This window comes from Streptomyces sp. B6B3, from assembly GCF_039871525.1.
In the GTDB taxonomy this organism is placed as follows: domain Bacteria; phylum Actinomycetota; class Actinomycetes; order Streptomycetales; family Streptomycetaceae; genus Streptomyces.
In genome coordinates this window covers 142,119-162,724 of sequence record NZ_JBDPLU010000001.1, presented here as the reverse complement: position 1 = coordinate 162,724, position 20,606 = coordinate 142,119, and the positions used below count along the sequence as shown (strand labels likewise).

The following is a 20,606-nucleotide window of genomic DNA, read 5'->3' as shown; positions in this document are numbered from 1 at the left end:
GGCTACCAACTTAGGTAAAGCTAACCTTACTATGGCCTGCGGTCGAACCCGGCCGGTGCGGTCGATCCTCCCCCAGGCCCTGAGGGCCTGGGAGGTGCCCCCATCGTCGTCGGGACCGTGTGCAGCAATCCGTGTTGGGAGGTGCGGTCAGCCGTGGCCGATCGCCAGGAGTGCCCGGAAGACAGCGCGTTCGCCTACTGGCGGGCGCGGCTGGTGCCGCCGACCCGCGAGGCGGTGCTGCCCGCAGACCATCCCCATCCGCGGACCGGCGGCGGCGCGTTGCGCCTTGCCGGCGCGGAGCCCGCCGGCGGCGGCCCCGTTGGTGGCGGCCCTGTGGGTGAGAACCCCGACGGCGAGGACGGGGAGCTGGCCGCCTTCGTGGCGCTGCTGCACCGCTACGATCCCGCGTCCGCCGACGTCACCGTCGGCCACGCCGGACTGCCGCTGCGCGTGTCCGTCGACGGGACGGTCACGTTCCGCGAGCTGACCGCCCGGGTGGCCCGGGCCCGCGCCGAGGCGGCGGCCCATCGCGTCGATCCGGCCGAACTCGCGGCCCGGCTGGCCGCCGAGCCCACCCGCGGCGGCGGCCTGCTGTACAACGTCGCGTTCGAGGCGGACGCCGCGGAGACCGGATCGCCGGACCTGGTGCTGCGGGTGGCCGGCGGCGCGGCTCACCTCCGCTACCGCGCCGACCTGTTCACCCCGGAGACCGCCGGCCGGATCCTCGACCACCACGCCACGCTCCGCGCCGACGCGGCCGCCCGCCCGGACGCGCCCGTGGGCGACCTGGCGCTGCTGACCGACGCCGAACGGCACCGGCTGCTGGTCGAGTGGAACGCCACGGAACACGCGGAGCCGGCGCTCACCTGGCCCGAGTTCTTCGCCCGCCAGGTGGCCGCGCGGGGCGACGCCCCCGCGTTGGTGCACGGGCCGACCCGGCTCAGCTACGCCGAACTCGACGCGCGCGCCAACCGGCTGGCACACGCCCTGATCGCCCGCGGCGCCGGCCCGGACCGGATCGTGGCGGTGGCCGTGCCGCGTTCGGTCGAGCTGATCGTGGCCGAAGTCGCCGTGCTGAAGTCCGGCGCCGCCTATCTGCCGATCGACACGGACTATCCGGCCGACCGGGTGGGCTACATGCTGGCCGACGCCGCGCCCGTCTGCGTGCTCACCACCGCGGACCTGGCGGCGGAGCCGCCGGACCACGCGGCGCCGACCACCCTGGTGCTGGACGCGCCGGAGACCGTCCGCGAGCTGGCGGACCGGCCGTCCCATGACCCGACGGCGGCGGACCGCGGCCCGCTCACCGTGGCGGACGCCGCGTACGTGATCTACACCTCCGGCTCCACCGGCCGCCCCAAGGGCGTGGTGCTCACCCACGCCGGCGTGGCCAAGCTGGTCGCCACCCAGCGGGAACGCTGCGGCATCGGCCCCGACAGCCGGGTGCTGCAGTTCGCCTCCCCCAGCTTCGACGTCGCGTTCTGGGACCTGTGCCTCGGCCTGCTGTCCGGCGGCGTGCTGGTCCTCGTCCCGTCCGAGTACCGCTACCCGGGCGCGCCGCTGGCCGACTACGCCAGGGAACACGACGTCACGTTCATGATCCTGCCGCCGGCCCTGCTCGCCGCCCTGCCCGACGACGCGCGGCTGCCCGCCGGGGCCACGCTGCTCGCCGGCACCGAGCGGGTCTCCCCCGAGCTGACCGCCCGATACGCCGGCGGCCGGGCGATGTTCAACGCCTACGGGCCCACCGAGGCGACCACCAACTCCACGCTGGGCCGGTGCGCGGCCGACGCGCCCCCCGGTTCGAACGTGCCCATCGGCGTGCCCGACCCGGGCACCCGCGCCTACGTGCTCGACGCCCGGCTCCGGCCCGTCCCGGCCGGCGTCGGCGGCGAGCTCTACCTGGGCGGACAGGGCCTGGCCCGCTGCTATCTGGGCCGCCCTGGCCTGACCGCGGAACGCTTCGTCGCCGACCCGTTCGGCGCGCCCGGCGATGGGGGCACCTCCCAGGCCTCCAGGGCCTGGGGGAGGCTGTACCGCACCGGGGACCTCGCGCGCTGGACCGCGGACGGGAAGCTGGAGTTCCTGGGCCGGGCCGACGACCAGGTGAAGATCCGCGGTTTCCGCGTCGAGCCGGGCGAGATCGAGTCCGCGCTGCGCGGCCATCCGGCGGTGCACCAGGCGGCCGTCGTGGTCCGCGAGGACCATCCGGGCGACCGCCGTCTGGTGGCCTACGTGGTCCCATCCCTCGACGCGGACGCGGACGCGGCCGATGCCGCGGCCGCCGATGCCGCCGACGCGGCCGGGGTGGCGCGCTGGAAGGAGGTGCACGAGCTGCTCTACGACGCCGCCGGCGCGGACGGGGCGGCCGCCGACTTCGGCGAGAACTTCGCCGGCTGGAACAGCATGTACGACGGCCTGCCGCTGCCGCTGCCCGAGCTGCGCGCGTGGCGGGACGCCACCGTGGCCCGGATCCGGGAGCTGAACCCGCGCCGGGTGCTGGAGATCGGCGTCGGCTCCGGGCTGCTGCTGGCCGCCCTGGCGCCCGACTGCGAGAGCTACTGGGGCACCGACCTGTCCGAGCGGGCCGTCGCGGCGCTGCGCGCCCACCCGGCCGTGGCCGGCGCCGGCCACGTCGAGCTGCGGGCCCAGCCGGCGCACGACGTCACCGGGCTGCCCGAGGGCCACTTCGACACCATCGTGCTGAACTCCGTCGCCCAGTACTTCCCCGGCGTCGAGTACCTGACCGGGGTGCTGCGCGGCGCGGCCCGGCTGCTGGCCCCGGGCGGCCGGATCTTCGTCGGCGACGTGCGCAACCTGCGGTTGCTGCGCACCCTCCGGGCGGCGGTCGAGACCCGGCGCGCCGCGCGGCTCGCCGACCGGGACGCGCCGGACAAGCTCCAGCTGCGCGCGGCGGTGGACCAGTCGGAGCGCTGGGAGGGCGAACTCCTCCTGGACCCGGACTACTTCGCCACGCTGGACGGTTTCGCCGCCGACCTGAGGATCAAGCGCGGCGAGCACCACAACGAGCTGACCCGCTACCGCTACGACGTCGTCCTCACCCCCGGGGGCCCGACGACGACCGAGCCGGCGGCGGCGCGGGCGACGGAGGTGCCCTGGGCGGGAACGGCGGCGCTCGCCGACGCGCTGGCCCGACGGCCCGCGCTGCTCCGGGTCACCGGCGTGCCCAACGCCCGGCTGCTGCCCGACCTGGCCGCCCTGCGCGCCCTGGACGACAGCAGCCGCCCCGCCGCGGCGGCGGAGAGCGCCGACCCCGAGGCGTTGCACCGACTCGGCGAACGACTTGGCTACCGGGTCGCCATCACCTGGCACGGCCCCGCCGACGACGGCGCCCTCGACGCCGTGTTCGCGGCGCGAGTTGTGCCGGTCGGTGCGTCGCCGGCCGGCGACGGACCCGCCGATCGGACCCTCGGGGTCGCCCCCCGGGCCGAGGCTCCCCCGACCGGTGACCTGCCGGCCGACGACTTCCCGGCGCATGGCTCCGCTGACGCGGTGTTCCCTGCGGAGGCCCCGCCGCTCGATACGACCCCGGCCGGCGACCGGCCCGCCGACCGGCCCCCGGCGGGCGCCCCCCGGCCCGTGGGCCTCCCCACCCACGCCCTCCCAACGAGCGGCACCGCGGACGCGGACTCCCCCGCGCGAGCCCTGCCGACCGATACGACCCCGGCCGCCGACCGGCCCCGGGCGGGCGGCCCTCGGGCCGGAGACCTCCCGAGCCACGACCACCCGACGACTAACCCCGCCGACGCGGACCTCGCCGCGCGGGCCTTGCCAGCCAGTGACGGGGCCGCCGGGCGGGCGCCGGCGGCTCGGGCCGTGAGCCTCTCGGCCGGTGGCCCTCCGGCGGGTGGGTTCCCGGGCAGCGGGTTCTTCCCCGTCGCCGGATACCGGCCGGTGCGGGGTGGGTGGCCGTTGGCGAACCGGCCGGCGCCGTTCCGGGACGTCAGCGCGCTGATGCGGGCGCTACGCGGGCACGCCGCCGAATGGCTGCCCGAGTACATGGTGCCGTCCGCGTTCGTGCCGGTCGGGCAGCTGCCGGTGACGCCGAGCGGCAAGCTCGACGCCGCCGCGCTGCCGGCCCCGGACTACGCCGCGCTCAGCGCCGGCCGCGCGCCGCGCGATCCGCGCGAGGAACTGCTGTGCGCGCTCTGCGCCGACGTGCTCGGGCTGCCCGCGGTCACCATCGACGACGACTTCCTCGCGCTCGGCGGGGACAGCATCAGCGCGGTCCGGCTGCTCGTCCAGGCCCGCGCGCGGGGTCTCGCGCTGACCGTCAGGGACGTCTTCCAGCACCGCACCGTCGCCGCGCTCGCCACCGCGGTCCGCGCGCTGCCCGCCCGCGGCTCGGACGACCCCGTGGACGCCCCCGAGCCGGAGCTCGGCGCGGCGGAGCTGGCCCGGCTGACCGCCGACGACCGGCTCGACGTGGCGGAGGCCCTGCCGCTCACCCCGCTCCAGGCCGGCTTCTACTTCCGGTCGCAACTCGGCGACCTCGCCCGGGACGGCTACGTCGTCCAGCAGGTGATGGACCTGTCGGGCCCGGTCGACGCGGCGCGGCTGCGCCGGGCCGCGCAGGCGCTGCTGGACCGGCACGCCCCGCTGCGGGCCTGCTTCCGCCCGCATCCCGACTCGGGCCAGCCGGTGCAGCTGATCGCCCGGGGCCTGCCGGTGGAGTGGCGCGAGGTGGACCTCGCCGAACGGGACGGCTCCGCCGCGGACGCCACCGCCGTGGACGTCACCGCCGTGGCCGCCGAGGAGCGCGCCCGGCCGTTCGACCTGGCGCGCCCGCCGTTGCTGCGCTGGGCGCTGGTGCGGCTCGGCGCGGACCGGGCCCGGCTCGTGCTGACCTTCCACCACATCGTCGCCGACGGCTGGTCGCTGCCCGTCCTGCACCGGGAGCTGCTGGCCGGCTACGCGGACCCGGCCGCGCTGCCCGCCGTTCCCCCGTACCGGGAGCACCTGCGGCACCTCGCGGGGCAGGACCGGGAGGCGGCCCGCGAAGCCTGGCGTGCCGCGCTCGCCGGGCTCGACGAGCCCACCAGGCTGGCGCCCGCGCCGGAGGCCGGCACCGCGCCGCGCCCCGGTCAGGTGCGCGTCGAACTGTCCGAGGACGAGACCGCCCGGCTCGCCGCCCGGGTCCGCGAGCTGGGCGTGACCCTGGGCTCCGCGGTCCAGCTGGCCTGGGGCCTGCTGCTCGGCCGGCTGACGGGCCGCCAGGACGTGGTGTTCGGCACCACCGTCTCCGGGCGCGACGCCGAGGTCGCGGGCGTCGCGGACATGGTCGGCCTGCTGATCAACACCGTGCCCACCCGGGTGCGGTGGCGTCCCGCGGACACCCTCGGCGCGGCGCTGTCCCGTTTCCAGGCCGAACAGACCCGGCTCCTCGGCCACCACCACCTGGGGCTGGCGGAGGCGCAACGCATCGCCGGCCACGCCGACGGCCAGGACCTCTTCGACACCCTGGTGGTCATCGAGAACTACCCCGGCGGCGAGGAGTTCACCGACCCCACCGGCACCCTGCGGCTGTCCGGGCCCGAGTTCCACGACGCCGTGCACTATCCGTTGACGCTGCTGGTCAGGCCGGGACGACGGCTCGACCTGCGGCTCAAGCACCACGCGGAGCGGCTCGACGCCGCCGCGACCCGGCGCGTCGCGGACGCGCTCATCCGCCTGCTGCGCGCGCTGGCGGCCGACCCGGCGGGATCGGCCATCGTCGACCCGCTGGACCCGGCGGAGTCCGCCGGCGCCCACCTCGCCGGCGACCGCCGGGAGATACCGCCGACCACGCTGCCCCAGGCCATCGCCGCGCAGACGGCGCGCACCCCGGACGCCACGGCCGTGCTGGCCGGGGACGAACGGCTCAGCTACGCCGAACTGCACGCCCGCGCGGAGGCCCTCGCCGGGCGGCTGCGGGCGCTGGGCGCCGCGCCCGGCGCCGTCGTGGCCGTCGCCGTCCCGCGGTCCACGGAGCTGATGGTGGCCCTGCTCGGCGTGCTCCGCTCGGGCGCCGCCTACCTCCCCCTGGACCTCGACCACCCCGCCGACCGCGTGGCGTTCGCCCTGGCGGACTCCGGAGCCCGGGTCGTGGTGACGACGAGGCCGGACGCCGTGCCGGCGCCCCCGGGCGTGACGACGCTGCTGCTGGAACCCGGCACCCACACCGGCGGCGACCCTGCCGCGGGGCCCGCTCCGGGGCCGGCCTCGGAGCCGGATCCGGAGGACGCCGCGTACCTCATCCACACCTCGGGGTCCACCGGGCGGCCCAAGGGCGTGCTGGTCAGCCACCGGTCCGTGATCAACCGGCTGACCTGGATGCAGCACGCGTACCCGCTCGCCGCGGGCGACCGCGTGCTGCAGAAGACGCCGGCCTCGTTCGACGTCAGCGTCTGGGAGTTCTTCTGGCCGCTGCTCACCGGCGCCGCCGTGGTGTTCGCGCGGCCCGAGGGGCACCGCGACCCCGCCTACCTGGCGGGGCTGGTGCGCGACGCGCGCGTCACCACGCTGCACTTCGTGCCGTCCATGCTGGAGGCGTTCCTCGCCGTCGAGGAGGTCACCGAGGATCCGTCGTGGGCCGCGTCGCTGCGGCAGGTGTTCAGCAGCGGCGAGGCGCTCGGGGGCGCCACCGCCGCCCGGTGGCACGCGCTGACGGGCGTGCCACTGCACAACCTCTACGGCCCGACCGAGGCGGCCGTGGACGTGACGTTCCACGCCTTCGACGCGGCGGACGACGCCGGGGGGGCGCCCGTCCCGATCGGGCGGCCGGTGTGGAACACCGCGCTGCGCGTGCTCGACGCCGGCCTGCGGCCGGTGCCGGCGGGCGTGCCGGGCGAGTTGTACCTGGCCGGCGTCCAGTTGGCCCGTGGCTACCACGGCCGTCCCGCACTGACCGCGGAGCGCTTCGTCGCCGACCCGTTCGGCGCGCCCGGCGACCGGCTGTACCGCACCGGGGACCTGGTGCGGTACCGCCCCGACGGCACGATTGAGTACCTGGGCCGCACCGACCGGCAGCTGAAGATCCGCGGCAACCGCGTCGAGCCCGGCGAGATCGAGGCCGCGCTGGTGCGGCTGCCGACTGTGGCCCGGGCGGCGGTGACGCTGCGGGACGGCGAGTTGCTGGCGTACGTGGTGGCCGCCCCCGGGTGCCGGCCCGACGAGGACGCGCTGCGCGGCGCGTTGGCGGCCGAGCTGCCCGCGCCGCTGGTCCCGCGGGCCTGCGTGGTGCTGGACGCCCTGCCGCTCAGCCCCAACGGCAAGCTGGACCACGCCGCGCTGCCGGCGCCGCGGACCGTGCGCGCGCCGGCCCGCGCCCCGCGGACCGAGGCGGAACGCCGGTTCACGGAGATCTTCGCGGCGGTCCTGGGGCTGCCCGAGGTGTCCCCCGACGACGACTTCTTCCTGCTCGGCGGCGACAGCATCACCTCCATCGGGGTGGCCAGCCGGGCGCTGCGGGCCGGCCTGGCCGTCGGGCCGCCCGAGGTGTTCCGGCACCGCACGCCGGCCGCCCTGGCCGCCCTCACGGACGAGCCCGCCGCGTCCCCCGAATCCGCCGCGTCCCCCGAATCCGACGGCTCCGCCGAATCCGACGGCTCCGCCGAGCCCGCCGCGGCCGGCGAGTTCGCCTCGTTCGCCCTCACCGCCGAGGAGACGGAGCTGGTGCGCCGCGTCGCGGGCGCGCCCGTCGCGGACGTGTGGCCGCTGGCCCCGCTCCAGGAGGGGCTGTTCTTCCACGCCGCCTACGACGCGGGCGCGCTGGACGTCTACACCGTCTTCGAGTCGTTCGACTTCGCCACCCCGCTGGACGCCGACCGGCTGCGCGCCGCCCTGCGCGCCCTGCTGCGCCGCAACGCGGGGCTGCGGGCCGGGTTCACCAGCGAGGGCCTGCGCGAGCCCGTGCAGTTCATCCTCGCCGAGCCCGAACCGCCGCTGCGCGAGATCGACCTCTCCGCGCTGTCCCGCGACGACCAGGACGAGCGGCTGACCGCGCTGCTGGACGCCGAGCGGCGCGCGCGGTTCGACCTGGCCAGGCCGCCGTTGTTCCGGATGCTGCTGGTGCGGCTCGGCGCGGAACGGGGGGACCGGCTGATCACCGGCCGGCACCTCATCCTGTGGGACGGCTGGTCGGCCTGGGTCCTGCTGGACCAGCTGTTCGCGCTCTACGCGTCGGGCGGCGACGACGCCGCGCTGCCCGACCCCGGCTCCTACCGCGACTACCTCGTCCATCTCCAGGCACAGGACGCCGAACGGGCCACCGCGGCCTGGCGGTCGGCCCTGTCCGGGCTGGCGGAGCCGACCCTGGTGGCGCCCGCCGGGGCCGGCGCGGGAACGCCCGAGCCGGTGATCCCGGACAGCGTGGAGGCGCGGCTGCCGGCCGACCTCAGCGGCCGGCTGCGCGCGGTCGCGCGCGGCAACGGACTCACCCTCAACACCCTGGTCAGCAGCGCCTGGGGGATGACGCTGGCCGCCGTCACGGGGCGCGCCGACGTGGTCTTCGGCAGCACGGTCGCCGGGCGGCCCAGCGAGGTCCCGTGGGTGGAGCGGATCATCGGCATGTTCCTGAACACGGTGCCGGTCCGGATCGCCCTCGACCCCGCCGAGCCCGTCGGTGACCTGTTGCGCCGGGTGCAGGACGAGCGGCTGCGGCTGATGCCGCACGAGTACCTGAGCCTGGGCGTGCTGCAGGCGGAGACCGGCCACCGGCGGCTGTTCGACACGCTGTTCGTGCTCAGGGACGGCGACACCGAGGACCGGCTGCGCGGCCTCGCGGACCGGTACGGCGCCCGCGCGGTCGCCAACGTGGACGCCACCCACTACCCCGTCACCCTGGTGGTGACCCCGGGCGAGCGGATCCGGGTCACCCTGGCGCACCGACCCGACCAGATCGACGACCCCCACGCGCGGGCGCTGCTGGACCGTTTCGTGCTGCTGCTGACCCGGCTGACCGACGACCTCGCCGACCACCCGACCGCGCCCGTCGGCGCCGTGGACCCGCTGCTGCCGGCCGAACGCCGGGCGCTGGACCTGGTGTGGTCCGCCGGCCGGGTCCCGGTGCCGGACCGCACCATCGCCGACCTGCTGGCCGAACAGGTCGCCCGCACCCCGGACGTGACGGCCCTGGTCTGCGCCGGCGAACGGCTGAGCTACGCGGAGCTCGACGCCCGGATCAACCGGCTGGCCCGCCTGCTGCGGGCCCGCGGCGCCGGCCCCGAACGGGTGGTGGCGCTCGGCCTGCCGCGGTCCGTCGACACGGTGGTGGCGCTCTTCGCGGTGCTCCGCGCCGGCGCCGCGTACCTGCCGCTGGAGCTGGACCACCCCGACGAGCGGCTCGCGGTGATGCTCGCGGACGCCCGGCCGCTGCTGTTGCTGACCACGAACGCGGTCGCCGCCCGGCTCGCCGACGTCGTGCCCGGCCTGCCCCGGCTGTGCTGCGACGAGCCGGCGACCGCCGCGGACCTGGCCGGCCTGGACGCCGGCCCGCTGACCGGCGCGGAGCGGCCGGCGTTGACCCCCGAGCACCCCGCCTACGTCATCTACACCTCGGGCTCCACCGGCCGCCCCAAGGGCGTGGTCACCCCGCACCGCGGCCTGACGAACATGCAGCTCAACCACCGCCGGGAGATCTTCGACCCGGCCGTCGCCGCGGCCGGCGGGCCCGGCGGCCCCGGCGGCCGCCGGTTCCGGATCGCGCACACCGTCTCCTTCGCCTTCGACATGTCCTGGGAGGAGCTGCTGTGGCTGGTCGAGGGCCACGAGGTGCACGTCTGCGACGAGGAGCTGCGGCGGGACGCCGAGGCGCTGACCGCCTACTGTGACGCGCACCGGATCGACGTCGTCAACGTCACCCCGACCTACGCGCACCTGCTGATGGACCACGGGCTGCTGGACGGGCACCGGCCGCCGCTGGTGCTGCTGGGCGGCGAGGCGGTGTCGGAGGCCGTGTGGGACCGGCTCCGGGACACGGCGGGCACCGAGGGCTACAACCTCTACGGCCCCACCGAGTACACCATCAACGCCCTGGGCGCCGGCACCCGCGACAGCGCGACGCCCACCGTGGGCAGCCCGATCCGCGGCACCCGCGGCCATCTGCTGGACGGCTGGCTGCGGCCGGTGCCGGACGGCGTGCCGGGCGAGCTCTACCTCTCCGGCGTCGGCCTGGCCCGCGGCTACCTCGACCGGCCCGGGCTGACCGCGGAACGCTTCGTCGCCGACCCGTTCGGCGCGCCCGGCGACCGGATGTACCGCACCGGCGACCTGATGCGGCGCCGCCCCGACGGGTATCTGGACTTCCTGGGCCGCACCGACGACCAGGTCAAGATCCGCGGCCACCGGGTGGAGCTGGGCGAGGTGACGGCCGCCCTGCTGCGCCGGCCCGAGGTCGCCCAGGCCGCCGTGCTGGTCCGCGAGCAGAGGTTGGTGGGCTATCTGGTGCCGGCGGACCTGGCGGGCCGGGAGCGGGAGACCGCCCGGCGGGCCCAGGTCGCCGAGTGGCGGGAGGTGTACACCGACGAGTACGAGCGGATCCCGACCGCCGTGCGCGGTGAGGACTTCGCCGGCTGGGACAGCAGCTACGACGGGCGGCCCATCCCGCTGCCGCACATGCGGGAGTGGCGGGAGACCACCGTCGCCCGGATTCGGGAGCTGAACCCGCGCCGGGTGCTGGAGATCGGCGTCGGCTCGGGGCTGCTGCTGACCCGGCTCGCCCCGCACGTCGAGGAGTACTGGGCGACGGACTTCGCCGCGCCGGTGATCCGTTCCCTCGCCGAGGACCTGCGCCGCCACGACCCTGAGCTCGCCGCCCGCGTCGAGCTGCGTCACCGCGCCGCCCACGAACTGGCCGACCTGCCGGCCGGCGCGTTCGACACCGTCGTCGTCAACTCCGTGATCCAGTACTTCCCCGACGCCGACTACCTGACCGAGGTGCTGGACGGCGCGCTGCGGCTGCTCGCGCCCGGCGGCGCGCTGTTCGTCGGCGACGTGCGCGACCTGCGGCGGGCCGGCACCTTCCACGCCGCCCTGCAGCACGTCAGGACCGGCGCGGCCGATCCCGCGGCGGTCGACCGCGCCGTGCAGCAGGAGAAGGAACTCCTGGTCCACCCCGACTACTTCGCGGCCTACGCCGAGCGCGGCCTCGGCGTGGAGCTGCGCACCAGGCGCGGGCGGCACCACAACGAGCTGACCCGGTACCGCTACGACGCGGTGCTCCACCGCGACGCCTCGGCCCGCCACCGGCTCGACGACGCCGCCGAGGCGGCCTGGACCGACCTGGCCGCGGCCGCCCGGCTGCTGGCCGGGAGCGGGCAGGGCGACGGCCCGGAGTCGCTGCGGCTGACCGGCGTGCCGGACGCCCGGCTCGCCGACGAGCCGGGCGCCGGGGTGGCCGAGGGCGTCGAGCCGGAGGACCTGCACGCGCTGGGCGAGGCGCACGGCTACCGGACGCTGACCACCTGGTCCGCCGAACCGACCCGCTACGACGTGGTGTTCACCCGGGCGCCCGGGCTCACCCACGGGCTCTACCGGCCGACCGGCGACGGTACGCCCGGGACCAACGACCCCGCCGCCACCCGCGGCCGCCACGATCTGGTCCGCACGCTGCGCGCGGAACTCGGACGGGAGCTGCCCGACTACATGGTCCCGACCGCCCTGATGGTGCTGGACCGGCTGCCGATGAACGACAACGGCAAGCTCGACACGCGCGCCCTGCCGGCCGCCGATGGGGGTGCCTCCCAGGCCCCCAGGGCCTGGGGGACGGTCGCCGCGACCAGCGGCGGGCGCGGCCCGCGCACCCCGGAGGAGGAGGTGCTCTGCCGGCTGTTCGCCGAGGTGCTCGGGGTGTCCGAGGCCGGCGCCGAGGACGGCTTCTTCGAACTGGGCGGCCACTCGCTGCTCGCCACCCGGCTGGTCAGCCGGGCGCGCACCGAACTCGGCGCCGAACTGGCCATCCGCGATCTGTTCGAGGCGCCCACCCCGGCCCAGCTGGCCGAACGGGCGGTCGCCCGCCGCGCGGACGCGGGCCGGACCCGCCCGCCCGTGACCGCGGTCGCCGACCGCCCGGAGGAGATTCCGCTGTCCGCGGCCCAACGGCGGCTGTGGCTGGTGGAACGACTCGCCGGCGACGGCACCGCGTACCACTTCCCGCTGGTCGTCCGACTGACCGGCGACCTGGACCTGGTTGCGCTGCGCCAGGCCCTGGCCGACGTGGCCGCCCGGCACGAGGCGCTGCGCACCCTCGTCGTCGAGCACGACGGGGAGCCGTACCAGCGGATCCTGTCCCCCGACGAGGCCCACCCGGTACTCCGGGTCACGGACGCGACCACGCACGGCGAAGCGGCCGACGCCGTCACGCGGCCCGGCCACGGGGCGGGCCCCCAGGCCGGTGCCGAGGCCCGCAGGCCGGCCAGCACGCCGCCGGCCGAACGGGCCCACGGCGCCACGTCCGCCGGCGAAGCCGCGGACGGCGGCACGCGGCCCGGCCACGGGGCGGGCCCCCAGGCCGGTGACGAGGCCCGCAGGCCGGCCAGCACGCCGCCGGCCGAACGGGCCCACGGCGCCACGTCCGCCGGCGAAGCCGCGGACGGCGGCACGCGGTTCAGCCGCGGCGCCGGGCACCGCACCGCCCACGCCGAACCCGGTCACGAAGCCGGCAGCGTGGCCCGGGCCGGCGCGGGCGCGGCCGGCGAGATCGGCGATCGGACCAAGCGAGGCGCCGACCGCTCGGCCGCCACGACGCCGGGCGGAGCGGCCGGCGTCGCCACGTCCGGCACGCTGCCCGGCGGCGAAGCCGCCGAGGACGGCAGGCGAACCGGCCGCGACGCTCGCCGCCAGGCCGGCGGCGATGACGGGAGCTCAGCCAACACGACGCCGGGCGAAGCCGCCGACGGCGACACGCGGTCCGGCCGCGAGGCCGGTGCGGGCGTCGCCGGCGGGCCGGCGGGCGAGACCGGCGAACCGGCCGGCAAGGCCCTCGCGTTCGTTCAGGCCGCCGTGGCGCGGCCGTTCGACCTCACCGCGGAGCTCCCGCTCCGCGCGGACGTGCTCCGGCTGGGCCCCCGGGACCATGTGGTCGCGCTGCTGCTGCACCACATCGCCACCGACGAATGGTCCGACCGGCCGTTCCTGACCGATCTGGGCACCGCCTACGCGGCCCGCCGCGCCGGGCGGGCGCCGGCGTGGCGGCCGCTGCCCGTGCAGTACGCCGACCACACGCTGTGGCAGGAGGCGCTGCCCGCGCCGCTGGTGCGGCAGCAACTCGACCACTGGACCCGGACGCTGGCCGGGCTGCCGGAGGAGCTGGCGCTGCCGACCGACCGGCCCCGCCCGGCGACCCGCGACGGCCGCGGCTCCCGCGTCCGCGCCGAACTGCCGCCGGCGACCGTGCGCGCCCTGCGGGAGTTGGCCGCCGCCACCGGCACCAGCATGTTCATGCTCGGCCAGGCGGCCACCGCCACGCTGCTGCACCGGCTCGGCGCCGGCGACGACATCCCGCTCGGCGCGCCGATCGCCGGCCGCGCCGACAGCCGGCTGGACGATCTCGTCGGCTTCTTCGTCAACACCCTGGTGCTGCGCACCGACCTGTCGGGCGACCCGACGTTCCGGGAGCTGCTCGGCCGGGTGCGGTCCGCGTCGCTGGCCGCGTTCGACCACCAGGACCTGCCGTTCGGCCGGGTCGTGGAGGCCGTGAACCCGCCCCGGGTGGCGGGCCGCAACCCGCTGTTCCAGGTGATGTTCGGCTACCACCACCAGCCGGACGGCGATCCGGACGTGCTCGGCCTGCCGACCCGGTGGCTGGAGCCGGAGACCCGCAGCGTGAAGTTCGACCTGCACGTCACCGTCGTGGACGAGGCCGACCGCATGGTGCTGCGCGTCGAGTACGCCACCGACCTGTTCGACGCGGCGACCGCGGAACGGCTGACCGCGCGCCTGGTCGGCCTGCTGGAGCAGGTCGCCGCCGATCCCGACCGCCGGATCGCCGGGCTCGAAACGCTGCTCGCCGACGAACGCGCCGCCCTGGTCCGCGGCGCGGACGCCACCACGCGGGACCTGCCGGCGACGACGCTGCCCGGGCTTTTCGCGGCCCAGGCCGCGCGCACCCCCGACGCCACCGCGCTGGTCGCCGACCACGGCGCGGACGCGCCCGCGGAACGCCTCAGCTACGCCGACCTGGACGCGGCCGTGGAGCGGCTGGCCCGGGCGCTTGCGGTCCTGGGCGCCGGCCCGGACCGCACGGTGGCGGTGGCCCTGCCGCGTTCGGTCGACCTGGTGGTCGCGCTGTTCGCGGTGCACCGCGCGGGCGCGGCGTACCTGCCGGTGGATCCCGACCTGCCGGCGGACCGCGTCGCGTTCCTGCTGGCCGACGCCGCACCGGTGCTCGTGCTGGGCACCGGGGAGACCGTGCGGGCGCTGCCGGACGACGGCCCCCCGGTGCTGCGGCTCGACGAGCCGGTACCCCCGGGTGGCGCCCGCCCGGCGGGGCCGGTGCCGCGGGACCCGGCGTACGTCCTCTACACCTCGGGCTCCACCGGCCGCCCCAAGGGCGTCGTGGTGCCGCACTCGGGGATCGTGAACCGGCTGCTGTGGATGCAGGACACGTACCGGCTCGCCGCCGACGACCGGGTGGTGCAGAAGACGCCGGCCTCGTTCGACGTCAGCGTCTGGGAGTTCTTCTGGCCGCTGATCACCGGCGCCACCCTCGTGCTGGCCCGCCCGGACGGGCACCGCGAACCGCGCTACCTGGCCGGGCTGATCCACCGGCACCGGATCAGCACGGCGCATTTCGTGCCGTCGATGCTCCAGGCCTTCCTGGACGAGATCGCCCCGGACGGCGCCGCCGCCGGCGCCGCCGCGGACCTCGGGTCGCTGCGGCGGCTGGTGTGCAGCGGCGAGGCGTTGCCCGCGGAGCTGGCCGGGCGGGCGCTGCGTGCCCTGCCCGGCACCGAACTGCACAACCTGTACGGGCCCACCGAGGCGTCCGTGGACGTCACGAGCCACGCCGTCACCGCCGAAGACGCCGGCAGGGCGACCGCGTCCGTGCCGATCGGGCGCCCGGTGTGGAACACCCGGACGTACGTGCTCGACGCGACCCTGCGCCCGGTGCCGCCGGGCGTGACCGGGGAGCTGTACCTGGCCGGCGTCCAGCTCGCCCACGGCTACCTGGGTCGGCCGGCGCTGACCGCCGAGCGGTTCACCGCCGATCCGTTCGGCCCGCCCGGCGCCCGGATGTACCGCACGGGCGACCTCGCCCGTTGGACCGCGGACGGCGATCTGGAGTACCGCGGGCGGGTGGACCACCAGGTCAAGCTGCGCGGGTTCCGCGTCGAGCTGGGCGAGGTGGAGGCGGTGCTGGCCCGGCATCCGGCCGTGGCGCACGCCGTCGTGGCGGCGCACGAGCAGCGGCTCGTCGCGTACCTGCTGCCCGCCCCGGGGCACGACGTGGACCGGGAGGCGCTGCGCCGGCACGCCGCCGCCGCGCTCCCCGAGCACATGGTGCCGACCACCTGGATCGCCCTCGACGCCCTGCCGTTGACCCCCAACGGCAAGCTCGACCGGCGCGCGCTGCCCGCTCCGGAGCCGGCCGCCGAGGCCGGCCGCGGGCGCGGGCCGCGGGACGCCCGCGAGGAGATACTGTGCGGCCTGTTCGCCGCCCTCCTCGGCGCGGAACACGTGGCCGCCGACGACGACTTCTTCGCGCTCGGCGGGCATTCGCTGCTCGCCATGCGGCTGGTCAGCCGGATCCGCGGGGTGCTGGGCGTCGAGGTGCCGCTGCGGGTCGTCTTCGACGCCGGGACCGTGGCCGGGCTCGCCGCCTGGATCGCGGCGCAGCCGGGTCAGCAACGATCCGTGGATCCCCGGGGGGCCGGTGGCCCCGGCCAGGCCAACAGCCCTGCCAGCACCGGCAGCACCGGGGGACCGCGCCGCGTGGGCCCGGCGGCAAGCCGGCCGCGCCCCGCCGAACTGCCGCTGTCCGCGGCCCAGCGCCGGATGTGGGTGCTCTACCAGGTCGAGGGCGCCACCCCCACCTACAACATCCCGACCGCGTGGCGGCTGACCGGCCCGCTCGACCTGGCCGCGCTGCGCGCCGCCGTGCGGGATCTGGTGGCCCGGCACGAGACGCTCCGCACCGTCTTCCCGGAAACGGACGGCCGGCCCCGGCAGCGCGTCCTCGCCCCCGGCGACGCGGCCGTCCCGGTGGAGCTGACCGAGGTCACCGAGGCCGAACTGGCCGACGCGCTGGCCGACGCGGCCGGTCACGGCTTCGCCCTGGACCGGGAACCGCCACTGCGCGTCTCGGTGTTCCGGCTCGCCCCCGACGAGCACGTGGTGCTGGTGCTGCTGCACCACATCGCCGGCGACGAATGGTCGGAACGGCCGCTGGTCCGCGACCTGTCCGCCGCCTACGCCGCGCGGGCCGCGGGCCGGGCCCCCGCGCCGGCGCCGTTGCCGGTCGGCTACGCCGACTACGCGCTGTGGCAGCGGGAACTGCTCGGCGACGAACGGGACCCGGACAGCCTCGCCGCCCGGCAGCTCGACCACTGGCGCCGGGTGCTCGCCGGGCTGCCGCCGGAGCTGACGCTGCCGACGGACCGGCCGCGCCCGGCCGAGGGCACCCACCGCGGCGGCCAGGCCGACCTGTCGTTGTCCCCCGAACTGGCCCGCGGCCTCCGGGCGCTGGCTCGGGACGCCCACGTCAGCATGTTCATGGTGGTGCAGGCCGCGGTGGCCGCGCTGCTCACCCGGCTCGGCGCGGGCACCGACGTCCCGCTCGGCACCCCGATCTCCGGACGCACCGACGAGGCGCTGGAGGACCTGGTCGGCTTCTTCCTCAACACCCTGGTGCTGCGCACCGACACCTCGGGCGATCCCACCTTCCGCCAGTTGCTGGCCCGGGTCAGGGAGACCGATCTGGCGGCGTACGACCACCAGGACCTGCCGTTCGAGCGGCTGGTGGAAGCGGTCAACCCGCCGCGTTCGCTGGCCCGGCACCCGCTGTTCCAGGTGATGGTCGTCTACCTGACGGCGGCGGGCGGCGGCGCCCCCGACCTGCCGGGGCTGACCGCGCGCCACGAGCCCGTCGGCCAGTCCACCGCCAAGTTCGACCTGTCCTTCGACTTCGTCGAACGCCCGGGCCCGAGCGACGGCGGGGACGGCGGCGTGGACGGCGTGCTGGAGTACAGCGCCGACCTGTTCGACCCCGCGACGGCGACCCGTATCGCCGAACGGCTGCGCGCCGTGCTGCGCGCGGTGGTGGCCGCCCCGGACCGGCCGATCGGCGAGCTCGACGTGCTGGACGACGCCGAGCGGCGCCGGATCCTCGGCCCGTGGGCGCACGGTCCCGCTGTCCCCTGGGCCGACGAGCCGGGCGCCACGGTGCCGGCGCTCTTCGAGGCCCAGGCGCGCCGCTCCCCCGACGCGCCCGCCGTCGCCTCCGACGGCGTGGTCTGGGACTTCGCCGAGCTCAACGCGCGGGCCAACCGGCTGGCCCGGCTGCTGGTGCGGCGCGGCGCGGGCCCCGAACGGCTGGTGGCGCTCGCGGCGCCGCGCACCGTCACCGCGCTGCTGGCCATCCTGGCCGTGCACAAGGCCGGCGCCGGGTATCTGCCGCTGGACCCGGACGCGCCGCCCGCCCGCACCGCCGAACTGCTCGCCGACGCCCGGCCGATGCTGGTGCTGGCCGTCGCGGAGACCGCCGGCACCGTCCCGGCCGAGGCGCCGCCGGTGCTGTTCCTCGACGATCCGGACACGGCCGCGGCGCTCGCCGCCGAGGACCCCGGCGACCTGACGGACGCCGACCGGCTCGCGCCGCTGGCGCCGCGCCACCCGGCGTACCTCATCTACACCTCCGGCTCCACCGGCCGGCCCAAGGGCGTGCTGGTCACCCACCGGAGCGTGGCGGCGCTGTTCCACAGCCACCGGGCCGCCCTGCACGCCCGGGCCCGGGCCGCGACCGGCCGCCGGCACCTGCGGGTCGGGCACGCCTGGTCGTTCTCCTTCGACGCGTCCTGGCAGCCGCAGCTGTGGCTGCTGGACGGGCACTGCGTGCACGTGGTGTCGGACGAGACCCGCCGCGATCCGGAGCTGCTGGCCGCGGCCGTGGCCGAGCACGGCTTCGACTTCCTGGAGGTGACGCCGTCCCTGCTGGAACGGATGGCCGACGCCGGGCCGCTGGCCGGCGGGCCCTGCCCTCCCCCGGGCCCTGGCGGCCTGGGGGGTACCCCCATGGCCCTGGTCGGCGTGGGCGGCGAGCCGGTGCCCACGGCGCTGTGGCGCCGGCTGGCGGCGTTGCCCGGCACCGAGGTGGTCAACCTCTACGGGCCCACCGAGTCCACCGTGGACGCCCTGGTGGCGCGGGTCGGCGAGACCGACCGGCCGGTGATCGGCCGCCCGGTGGCCGGCACCCGGGCCTACGCGCTGGACGAGCGACTGCGTCCGGTGCCGGCCGGCGTCGTCGGCGAGCTGTACCTGGCCGGCGACGGGCTGGCCCGCGGCTATCTGGGGCAGCCCGCGCTCACCGCCGAACGCTTCGTCGCCGACCCGTTCGGCCCGCCGGGATCCCGCCTCTACCGCACCGGCGACCTGGTGCGCTGGACCGGCGACGGGAACGTCGAGTACCTGGGCCGGGCCGACGACCAGGTGAAGATCCGCGGTTTCCGGGTGGAACCGGCGGAGATCGCCGCGGCGCTGTCGGCCCACCCCGACGTGGCGCAGGCCGTGGTGACGGTCCACCAGGACGGGGCGGGGGTGCGCCGGCTCGTCGGCTACGCCGTGCCGGCCGCCGGGCGCACCGCCGACCCGGCGGAGCTGCGCGCCCACGCGGCCCGGTCGCTCCCCGACCATCTCGTGCCGGCGGCCGTGGTGGCGCTGCCCGCGCTGCCGACGCTGCCCACCGGCAAGTTGGACCGGGCGGCGCTGCCGGCGCCCGACTTCGCCGCCGCGGCGGTGGGCCGTCCCCCGGCCACGCCGCTGGAACGGACGCTGTGCGCGGTGGTCGCGGAGGCGTTGAGCCTGCCCCGGGTCGGCGCCGACGACGACTTCTTCGCCCTCGGCGGCGACAGCATCGTCGCCATGGCCCTGGTCAGCCGCGCCCGCGCGGCCGGCCTCCGGATCACCCCGCGCCAGCTCTTCCGGCACCGCACGGCCGCCGGGCTGGCCACCGTCGCCACCCCGCTGGCCCCGGCCGACGCCGGGACCGCCACCGACGACGGCGTGGGCCGCGTCCCGCTCACCCCGGTGATGCACTGGCTCCGCGAACTGGGCGGCCCCCTCGAGGGCTACCACCAGGCCGCGCTGGTCCGCACCCCGGCGGAGCTGGACCTGACCGGCCTCACCGCCGTGCTGGGCGCGCTCGCCGAACGGCACGCGATGCTCCGCGCCCGGCTGGTCCGGGCCGGGGACGACTGGGAACTGGAGGTTCCCGAGGCCGGCGCCCTGGACGCCGCCAGCTGGCTCACCCGAATCGACGCCGGCGACCTGGCCGCCGACGCGCTCCGGGACGCCGTGGCCGAACGGGCCCGCGCCGCCCGCGCCGAACTCGACCCGGAACGCGGCCGGATGGTGCGCGCCGTCTGGTTCGACGCCGGCGACCGGCCGGGGCGGCTGCTGCTGATGGCCCACCACCTGGTGGTGGACGGCGTCTCCTGGCGGGTGCTGCTGCCCGACCTGGCCGCCGCCTGGGCCGACGTCTCGGCCGGCCGCCGGCCCGAGCTGGCCCCGGTGCCCACGTCCTTCCGCCGCTGGGCGGAGACCCTGACCGAACGGGCGGGCGCACCGGCGACCCGGGCCGAACTCCCCCTGTGGCACGACGTTCTGGCGAACGCCGCGCCGCTCCCCCTGACCCGCCCGCTCGACCCGGACCGCGACCTGACCGGCACGGTGGAGGAGCTGGAGCTGCGGCTCCCGCCCGACCAGTCGGGACCGCTGCTGTCCAGCGTCCCGGCCGCGTTCGGCGCCACGGTCAACGACGTGCTGCTGACCGCGCTCGCCGTGGCCCTCGCGCACTGGCGCCGGGACGACGCCGGCGGCGGCACGCTCGTCGACCTGGAGGGCCACGGGCGGGCCGGCGAACTGGCCGGGGACGCCGACCTGTCCCGCACGGTGGGCTGGTTCACCAGCGTCTACCCGGTCCGCCTCGACCCCGGACCGGTCGACCTCGCCGACGCCCTGTCCGGCGGCCGGGCCCTGGACCGCGCCCTGGCGCACGTCCGGGACCACCTCGCCGCACTCCCCGACGACGGGATCGGCTACGGCCTGCTGCGCCACCTCGACCCGGGAACCCGCGCCGAGCTGGTCCGACACGAGGCGCCGCGCGTGGAGTTCAACTACCTGGGCCGCTTCGCGGTCCCCGAGGAGACCGACTGGTCCTACGCCCCCGAGGAGGAGGCCGCCGACGTCGGCCCCGAGCCCGCGATGCGCCAGGGCCACGCCCTCGGCATCAACGTGGCCGCCGAGGACCACCCCGCCGGCACGACCCTCTCGGCCCGCTGGTCCTGGCCGGCGGCCGTGCTCGACCGCCCCGACGTGACCGCGCTGGCCGAGACCTGGTTCACCGCCCTCCGCGCCCTGGTCACCCGGGCCGCCACCCGAAGGGAGTGACCACG

General features: G+C 77.2%; 1 protein-coding gene. It reads left to right on the top strand.

Translation table 11 applies throughout. The annotated features are described in order from the left end of the window. The first annotated feature begins 153 nt into the window (after positions 1-153). A complete protein-coding gene (locus ABGB06_RS00635; RefSeq protein WP_347584558.1) occupies positions 154-20,601 on the top strand; it encodes an amino acid adenylation domain-containing protein in 20,448 nt (6,815 codons plus the stop codon). The last annotated feature ends 5 nt before the right edge of the window (positions 20,602-20,606 follow it).